Source organism: Brevundimonas sp. DW-iso22 (genome assembly GCF_058725425.1).
In genome coordinates, this window is the sequence record NZ_JBZXEB010000002.1 from 550,844 (window position 1) to 557,483 (window position 6,640).

Annotated in this window: 10 protein-coding genes and 1 riboswitch; of the genes, 2 read left to right on the plus strand and 8 right to left on the minus strand. The window is 64.3% G+C overall.

Annotation, left to right across the window (positions count from 1 at the left end):
- Nucleotides 1–109: 109 nt before the first annotated feature.
- Nucleotides 110–724, minus strand: a complete 615-nt coding sequence (locus AC4PRM_RS02665; protein WP_373255968.1) for a superoxide dismutase — start codon at nucleotides 722–724, stop codon at nucleotides 110–112.
- A 150-nt stretch (nucleotides 725–874) separates the two neighbouring features.
- On the opposite strand from AC4PRM_RS02665, the gene AC4PRM_RS02670 reads away from it, so the two are divergent.
- Nucleotides 875–1,120 carry a hypothetical protein gene (locus AC4PRM_RS02670; protein ID WP_492038682.1) on the plus strand — a complete coding sequence of 82 codons (246 nt, stop codon included), beginning with the start codon at nucleotides 875–877 and terminating at the stop codon, nucleotides 1,118–1,120.
- Here AC4PRM_RS02670 and AC4PRM_RS02675 read toward each other — a convergent pair.
- From AC4PRM_RS02675 to AC4PRM_RS02700, 6 genes are read right to left on the minus strand one after another with little or no spacing between them, the layout of a single operon-like run.
- Nucleotides 1,117–1,353: a hypothetical protein gene (locus AC4PRM_RS02675; protein WP_492038683.1), complete on the minus strand. Its 237-nt coding sequence runs from the start codon at nucleotides 1,351–1,353 to the stop codon at nucleotides 1,117–1,119. The genes AC4PRM_RS02670 and AC4PRM_RS02675 overlap by 4 nt on opposite strands.
- Nucleotides 1,354–1,365: 12 nt before the next feature.
- Nucleotides 1,366–2,229: an S-formylglutathione hydrolase gene (fghA, locus tag AC4PRM_RS02680; protein ID WP_492038684.1), complete on the minus strand. Its 864-nt coding sequence runs from the start codon at nucleotides 2,227–2,229 to the stop codon at nucleotides 1,366–1,368.
- Between the two features lie 8 nt (nucleotides 2,230–2,237).
- Nucleotides 2,238–2,618: a VOC family protein gene (locus AC4PRM_RS02685; protein WP_487922835.1), complete on the minus strand. Its 381-nt coding sequence runs from the start codon at nucleotides 2,616–2,618 to the stop codon at nucleotides 2,238–2,240.
- A 37-nt stretch (nucleotides 2,619–2,655) separates the two neighbouring features.
- On the minus strand, nucleotides 2,656–3,357 hold the full coding sequence (locus AC4PRM_RS02690; protein WP_492038685.1) for a hypothetical protein: 702 nt from the start codon (nucleotides 3,355–3,357) through the stop codon (nucleotides 2,656–2,658).
- A gap of 45 nt (nucleotides 3,358–3,402) precedes the next feature.
- On the minus strand, nucleotides 3,403–4,509 hold the full coding sequence (locus AC4PRM_RS02695; RefSeq protein ID WP_492038686.1) for an S-(hydroxymethyl)glutathione dehydrogenase/class III alcohol dehydrogenase: 1,107 nt from the start codon (nucleotides 4,507–4,509) through the stop codon (nucleotides 3,403–3,405).
- Nucleotides 4,506–4,982, minus strand: a complete 477-nt coding sequence (locus AC4PRM_RS02700) for a hypothetical protein (protein ID WP_492038687.1) — start codon at nucleotides 4,980–4,982, stop codon at nucleotides 4,506–4,508. Before AC4PRM_RS02700 ends, AC4PRM_RS02695 begins: the two co-directional genes overlap by 4 nt.
- Nucleotides 4,983–5,042: 60 nt before the next feature.
- Here AC4PRM_RS02700 and AC4PRM_RS02705 point away from each other — a divergent pair, with 60 nt between their 5' ends.
- The gene (locus tag AC4PRM_RS02705) at nucleotides 5,043–5,756 is read left to right on the plus strand and encodes an NAD-dependent deacylase (RefSeq protein ID WP_492038688.1); all 714 of its coding nucleotides are present in this window, start codon (nucleotides 5,043–5,045) and stop codon (nucleotides 5,754–5,756) included.
- Nucleotides 5,757–5,831: 75 nt separating this feature from the next.
- Here AC4PRM_RS02705 and AC4PRM_RS02710 read toward each other — a convergent pair whose 3' ends face one another.
- On the minus strand, nucleotides 5,832–6,404 hold the full coding sequence (locus AC4PRM_RS02710) for a manganese efflux pump MntP (RefSeq protein WP_492038689.1): 573 nt from the start codon (nucleotides 6,402–6,404) through the stop codon (nucleotides 5,832–5,834).
- An 80-nt stretch (nucleotides 6,405–6,484) separates the two neighbouring features.
- Nucleotides 6,485–6,591, minus strand: a riboswitch (yybP-ykoY riboswitch).
- Nucleotides 6,592–6,640: the final 49 nt, after the last annotated feature.

The following is a 6,640-nucleotide window of genomic DNA, read 5'->3' on the forward strand; positions in this document are numbered from 1 at the left end:
CGCCATGGTCAGGGCCAGGGCGGAAACGGCGGTCAGGGTCAGGCGCATCATCGGCTCCGGTTCGGAAAGAGAAACGCCCGCCGGATCGATCCGGCGGGCGTCATCAGCATCAGGCGGTGGCGGCGGCGAACAGTTCGTTGGCCTTGTTCCAGTTCACCACGGTCCAGAAGGCCTTGAGATAGTCCGGGCGGCGGTTCTGGTATTTCAAGTAATAGGCGTGTTCCCACACGTCGGCGGCCAGGACGACAGCGCCCTTCTCGGCCACGTCGTCCATCAGGGGATTGTCCTGGTTCGGGGTCGAGGTGACCTTCAGCTTGCCGTCCTGCACGATCAGCCAGGCCCAGCCCGAGCCGAACTGGCCAGCACCGGCGGCGTTGAAGTCTTCCTTGAACTTGTCCATTCCGCCCAAGTCGCGGTCGATGGCGGCGGCCAGCTCAGCCGACGGCTCGCCCGTTTCGCCGACGGGGGCCAGCAGCTCCCAGAACAGAGCATGGTTCCAGTGACCACCGCCGTTGTTGCGGATCGGCTTGGGCAGGGTCGAGATCACGGCCAGCAGCTCTTCCAGGCTCTTGCCCTGGGCGGCAGGCGTGGCGTCCACGAACTTGTTCAGATTGTCGACATAGGCCTGATGGTGCTTGTCGTGGTGGAAGGTCATCGTCTCCTTGTCGATGGCCGGCTCCAGCGCGTCATAGGCATAAGGCAGGGGGGCGAGGGTGAAGGCCATGGAAGAGATCCTTTCGACAGAATGAGGCTACCGGCATGTAGGGGCTGTTGTGCCTGATCCAAAGGTGCAGACAAGAAAATGCTGAACCTTGTGCGCTTGCAGAGTTGCAATCCATCCGGGAAGGTGACGACCCTGGAACGGAGCGTCTCCATGCGTCGTCGCAATCTCAGCCTTCTGGCCCCCGCTGCTCTGCTCATCCTCGGCGGCTGTATGAGTGCAGCCACGCCCTCGACGATGCAGGCGCAGTCGACCTGCCATACCAGCCGAGGAGACTTCATCCCCACGCCGGGATGTACAGTCAGCTACTCCGTCAATCAGAGCAGCACGACGGTGACGACGACCACAACGACGACAACGTCTCCTTCGCCCCCGGTCGATGAAGACGACGAAACCTAACCCTCAGTCGCAGGCAGGTTCGCCTTAAGGCAGTCCCGCACCGCACGGCGCTGATCGCCGTTGGCGGCGGTGAAGTCCGCTCCGTCCGCCTCGAACACGGCCCTGGTGGCCGCGTCCAGCCCGTTGGCCAGGGCGGCGCGCACCCTGGCCTCGCCCTTGGGATGCAGGCAGAAGCCGACCTCGCGGCACAGGGCGGCGAATAGGTCGTCGTAGTTGGGGGCAGTGTCGGTCATGGCAGTCGTCCTTCAGTCGCGCAGACGTGTGGCATGAAACGCCACATGATCCGCCATGAAACTGGCCATGAAGAAATAGGAATGGTCGTATCCGGGCTGCATGCGAAGGGTGACTGGCTGACCTGCCGCCTCGGCCGCGGCCTGCAACAGCTCCGGCTTGAGCTGGTCGGTCAGGAACTGATCGGCGTCCCCCTGATCGATCAGGATGTCGTCGTAGTGGCCCCGCGCTGCGCCCGCTTCGATCAGCAGGGCCGCATCATGCCGCGCCCATTCGTCCCGGTCGTCGCCCAGATAGGCCGCAAAAGCCTTTTCGCCCCAGGGACAGCGCGTCGGCGACCCGATCGGGGCAAAGGCCGAGACCGAACGGAACAGGTGCGGATGCCGCAGCGCCAGCGTCAGCGCCCCGTGTCCGCCCATCGAATGGCCGCTGATCGACCGCGTCTTCGTCGTCGGAAACTGATTGTCGATCAGGGCGATCAGCTCGGAGGTGACATAGGTCTCCATCCGGAAATGCGGGGCCCAGGGTCCTTCAGTCGCATCGACATAGAATCCCGCCCCCTGCCCCAGGTCATAGGCCGCATCGTCCGCCACCCCTTCGCCCTTCAGATCGGGGCCACGCGGCGAGGTGTCGGGGGCCACAACGATGATCCCGTGCTCGGCCGCCGCCCGATAGGCCTCACCCTTGGTGGTGAAATTGTCCTCGGTGCAGGTCAGCCCCGACAGCCAGATCAGCACCGGAAACGGCCCTGTTCCTTTTCCGTCGGGGCCCGGCGGCACGAAGACCGACAGTGTCATGGGCGTGCCGGTCGTCGCGCTGTCGTGCTTCAGATAGCGCAGGGTGCCGCCGTGGACGGCGTGGGTCTTGGTCACGTCCATGATCTGGCTCACCCGGGCCGGTGCACGGCGCAGATCTTGTTGCCGGACGGGTCCCGCAGATAGCCCAGCACCAGTGTGCCGAACGCGCCGTTGCGCTCGCCGGGCGGGTCCTCGATCGATGTGCCGCCGGCCGCCACGCCGGCGTCGTGGAACGCCTTCACGGCCTCGGCGTCGCGTGCGCCAAATCCGATGGTGCCGCCATTGGCGTGGCAGGCGGGCTGGCCGTCCAGCGGCCTGGTGATGGCAAAGGCCCCGCGCGGCGTGCGCCACCACACCCGGCCCCGGTCGTCATCCGTGCCCGGCGGAATGCCCAGCGCGCCCAGGGCCGCATCATAGAATTTCCGCGAAGCCTCGATGTCGTTCGCGCCGATGGTGATGTGTGTGAACATGTGTTTTCTTTCCTGGATGGCTGGCCTTATCTTCGGCTCAACCCCACCGCCAAGCGTGGATGCAGGGTCCTCGATAATCGATGTATTTCAGAACTGCACCGAGGTTGTAGTCGATTAGATCGCTGTTGCCGGGTCCGCCGCCTTCCAGTGCCGGACCGCCTGAATAGAATGCGTTCTTTTCACGCTTTTCGTAAAGGACGCCGGCCTGTTCAATCAGGCCGTCTACGGGCCGCCCAACCGCCGCGGCGTCTAGGATTTCAAAGTATTGTCTGTAGGTTTTGGCCGCCAAGGCGTGGCGCTTGTTGCGCGCAAACGACTCCAGTTCGGCCTCCATCGCAGGACGATCAAGCCTACCTTCTAGAGCGTGCAATAGATGCACGGTAAGGCGACCATCCGGATAACCGATCTCCCCTGGCTGAAGGTCATAGAAGTAAGGACGGCCAATCAGGAAAGCGAACACAGCGCCGACCTCGAGATGGAAGTCGCTCGGCCCTATGTCCGGAATCTCTTTTATGAGGGACGGCGCATTATCCTCCAGAGTCTGGATGCCCTGGTCGATGTAATCACGGGGATTTTCACCCCGACGCCAGAGCAGTAGAGCCGACATAAACCGATAGCCCGGAAGTCGGGTATAGTTGCGCGCCACACCTGACTTATTTCCTCTTTCGGTCAGGGTATCGATAGCCTTCAAAGCGCGCTCGAAGAATTCCTGATTCAGAGCGAGACGATCTTTTTGCATGTGAACAGGTCGATCCGCAGAAGCCCAAGCTAGCCAGTCAATCTGTCAGAACACCACCACGCTACGGATGCTCTCGCCCGCATGCATCAGGTCAAAGGCCTCGTTGATCCGCTCCAGCGGCAGGGTGTGGGTGATCATGGGGTCGATCTCGATCTTGCCGTCCATGTACCAGTCGACGATCCGGGGCGTATCCGTCCGCCCTCGCGCACCGCCGAAGGCCGAGCCGCGCCACACCCGGCCGGTGACCAGCTGGAACGGGCGGGTGGAGATTTCCTTGCCCGCCTCGGCCACGCCGATGACGATGCTTTCGCCCCAGCCGCGGTGGCACGCCTCCAGCGCCTGGCGCATGACCACGGTGTTGCCGGTGCAGTCGAAGGTGTAGTCGGCCCCGCCGCCGGTCATCTCGACCAGATGGGCGACGACGTCGCTCACCTCCTTGGGATTGACGAAATGGGTCATGCCGAAGCGGCGACCCCATTCTTCCTTGTCGGCATTGATGTCGACGCCGACGATCATGTCGGCTCCGACCATCTTCAGACCCTGGATGACGTTCAGCCCGATGCCGCCCAGGCCGAAGACCACGGCGTTGGCACCCGGCTCGACCTTGGCGGTGTTGACCACCGCGCCGACGCCCGTCGTCACGCCACAGCCGATGTAGCAGGCCTTGTCGAAGGGGGCGTCCTTGCGGATCTTCGCCACCGCGATCTCCGGCAGCACCGTATAGTTCGAGAAGGTCGAACACCCCATGTAGTGGGCGATCGCCTGACCCTTGTAGCTGAAGCGGCTGGTGCCGTCCGGCATTAGGCCCTTGCCCTGGGTGGCGCGGATCGAGGTGCAGAGGTTGGTTTTGCGCGACAGGCACGACTTACACTGACGGCATTCCGGCGTGTACAGCGGGATCACGTGATCGCCGACGGCCAGCGACGTCACGCCCGGCCCCACCTCGACCACCACGCCCGCGCCCTCGTGACCCAGGATGCTGGGGAAGATGCCCTCCGAGTCCAGCCCGTCCAGCGTATAGGCGTCGGTGTGACAGATGCCCGTCGCCTTGATCTCGATCAGCACTTCGCCTGCACGCGGCCCCTCCAGATCGACCTCGACGATCTCCAGCGGACGTTTGGCTTCGAACGCGACAGCGGCGCGGGTTTTCATTTAGCGTTTCCTTTGGGTGCGCAGTCATAGAACCGAGCCGAAAACTCGATTGTCTCGATTCCGGCGTCAGAAGGCAAAGTATAATACGGCGCGATGTCCACCCTGCCCCGCAAGGTTTCACCCGGGGCCACAGCTATTGAATCATAGCCAATGATGCTGGACAACGGCCCGCCATAGAGCCAGTAGCGGCCGCCAGCCCTAATCAGGAACGCGTCGCCTGCCATCTGCTTGTCTGGCCAGACAGTTCCCGATGTGCAAAGCGGCCTGTCCGAGCGGTTTGTCGCGCTGACCGCCGCAACGGTCCCTTGAACGGCGACCGTCAACTCGACGTCAGCCCGCGCATTGTCTGCCGCCTCCGATCTCCATAGGGCAACTCGTTCGGCGTTGCTCACACCCGAAGATGGCTCGCCTTCACATCCCGCCATCGAAATTGCCAACAGAACGATGACGATGCAGGTGGAGTAGGTTTTCACGCGAAGAACCTCTCTGCGTTGCCGCTCCTGTATGACAGACCGCAGATGCTATGGAACCCCATGACCCACCGCAACCTCGTCGTCCTGACCGGGGCCGGCATATCGGCCGAGAGTGGCGTGCCGACGTTTCGGGCGTCGGACGGGCTGTGGATGGGGCATCGGATCGAGGATGTGGCGACGCCCGAGGCCTTTGCGCGCGATCCGGCCCAGGTGCAGGACTTCTACAATCAGCGCCGTCGCCTGCTGGCTACCGTCGTGCCCAATGCCGCGCACATGGCTTTGGCCGAACTGGCGGCACGCTGGCAGGGAGAATTCCTGCTGGTCACCCAGAATGTCGACGACCTGCACGACCGGGCGCATGCGGAAGTGGCACCCGCCCCGGGCTTCGACCTGGTCCACATGCATGGCGAACTGCTGAAGGCGCGCTGCACCGTGTCGGGCGCGATCTGCGACTGGCCCGGCGATATGGCCGTGGATGAGCCCTCGCCCCATCACCCGCGCGGCACCTTGCGCCCCCACATCGTCTGGTTCGGGGAGATTCCGCTTCAGATGGAGCGGATCGAGGCGGCGCTCGAGGCCTGCGCCCTGTTCCTGTCCATCGGGACATCGGGTGCGGTCTGGCCCGCTGCCGGTTTCGTCGAGATTGCCCGGGCGGCGGGGGCGCAGACGGTGGAATTCGACCTGGCCCCGACCAGCGGCAGCCACCGCTTCGACCTGGGTCTGTATGGTCCGGCGACCCAGACCCTGCCGCCGTATCTTGAGATGTTGAAGTAACTCTTGAGGAGCGCGGACCTCCAGGTCCGCGAACGCCTGCCACCGAGAAACGCGGACCTGGAGGTCCGCGCTCCTTTACCCCCCGATCACACCCGTGTGCTCCAGCAGGATCATCGTCCCCAGGCCGATCAACGCCACCCCGCCGATCATCTCGGCGATCTTGCCAAACTTCAGACCGACCGCCCGTCCGATCAGCATGCCGACCGTGGTCATGACGAAGGTGGTGAAGCCGATCGCGGCGGCGATGATCCAGATGTTGGCGCCGATGAAGGCCAGGCCCACGCCCACAGCGGCCGCATCGATGCTGGTGCCGATGGCCGTGGCGATCAGGGCCAGCACGCCGCGCCGCGCGGCCCTGCGCCCGTCGTCCGCCTCGACCGGCTGGAACGATTCCCACAGCATCTTGCCGCCGACCGCCGCCAGAAGACCGAAGGCGATCCAGTGATCGACCCGCTCCACGAACCCGGCCGCCGCCAGACCCAGGGCCCAGCCGATCAGGGGGGTGATCGCCTCGATCAGGCCGAACACCAGGCCGCTTCTGACGGCTGTGGAAAAGTTGGGACGATGCGCCGCCCCGCGCCCCACGGAGGCGGCAAAGGCGTCGGCCGACATGCTGAGCGACAGCACGGCGATGGAGATGGGGGTCATGGAAACGAGCACTCGCCGGACACACGGGACAGCGCGTTCACGGCCCCGCCGGTGGGGTCGCAAAGCACGCTGGTCTCGCCAGGCGGATATGAAATCCGCTGATCGCACCACGTCGCATGGGAACGACGAGTGTGTTGACGCGATCCCGGCTGATCCTTGCCGGCGGCTACTCCCCAACGGCGCGGTGACTACAGAAGCCCGCCGACGGACGCAAGGCTCGACCTATTCCTCCCCCA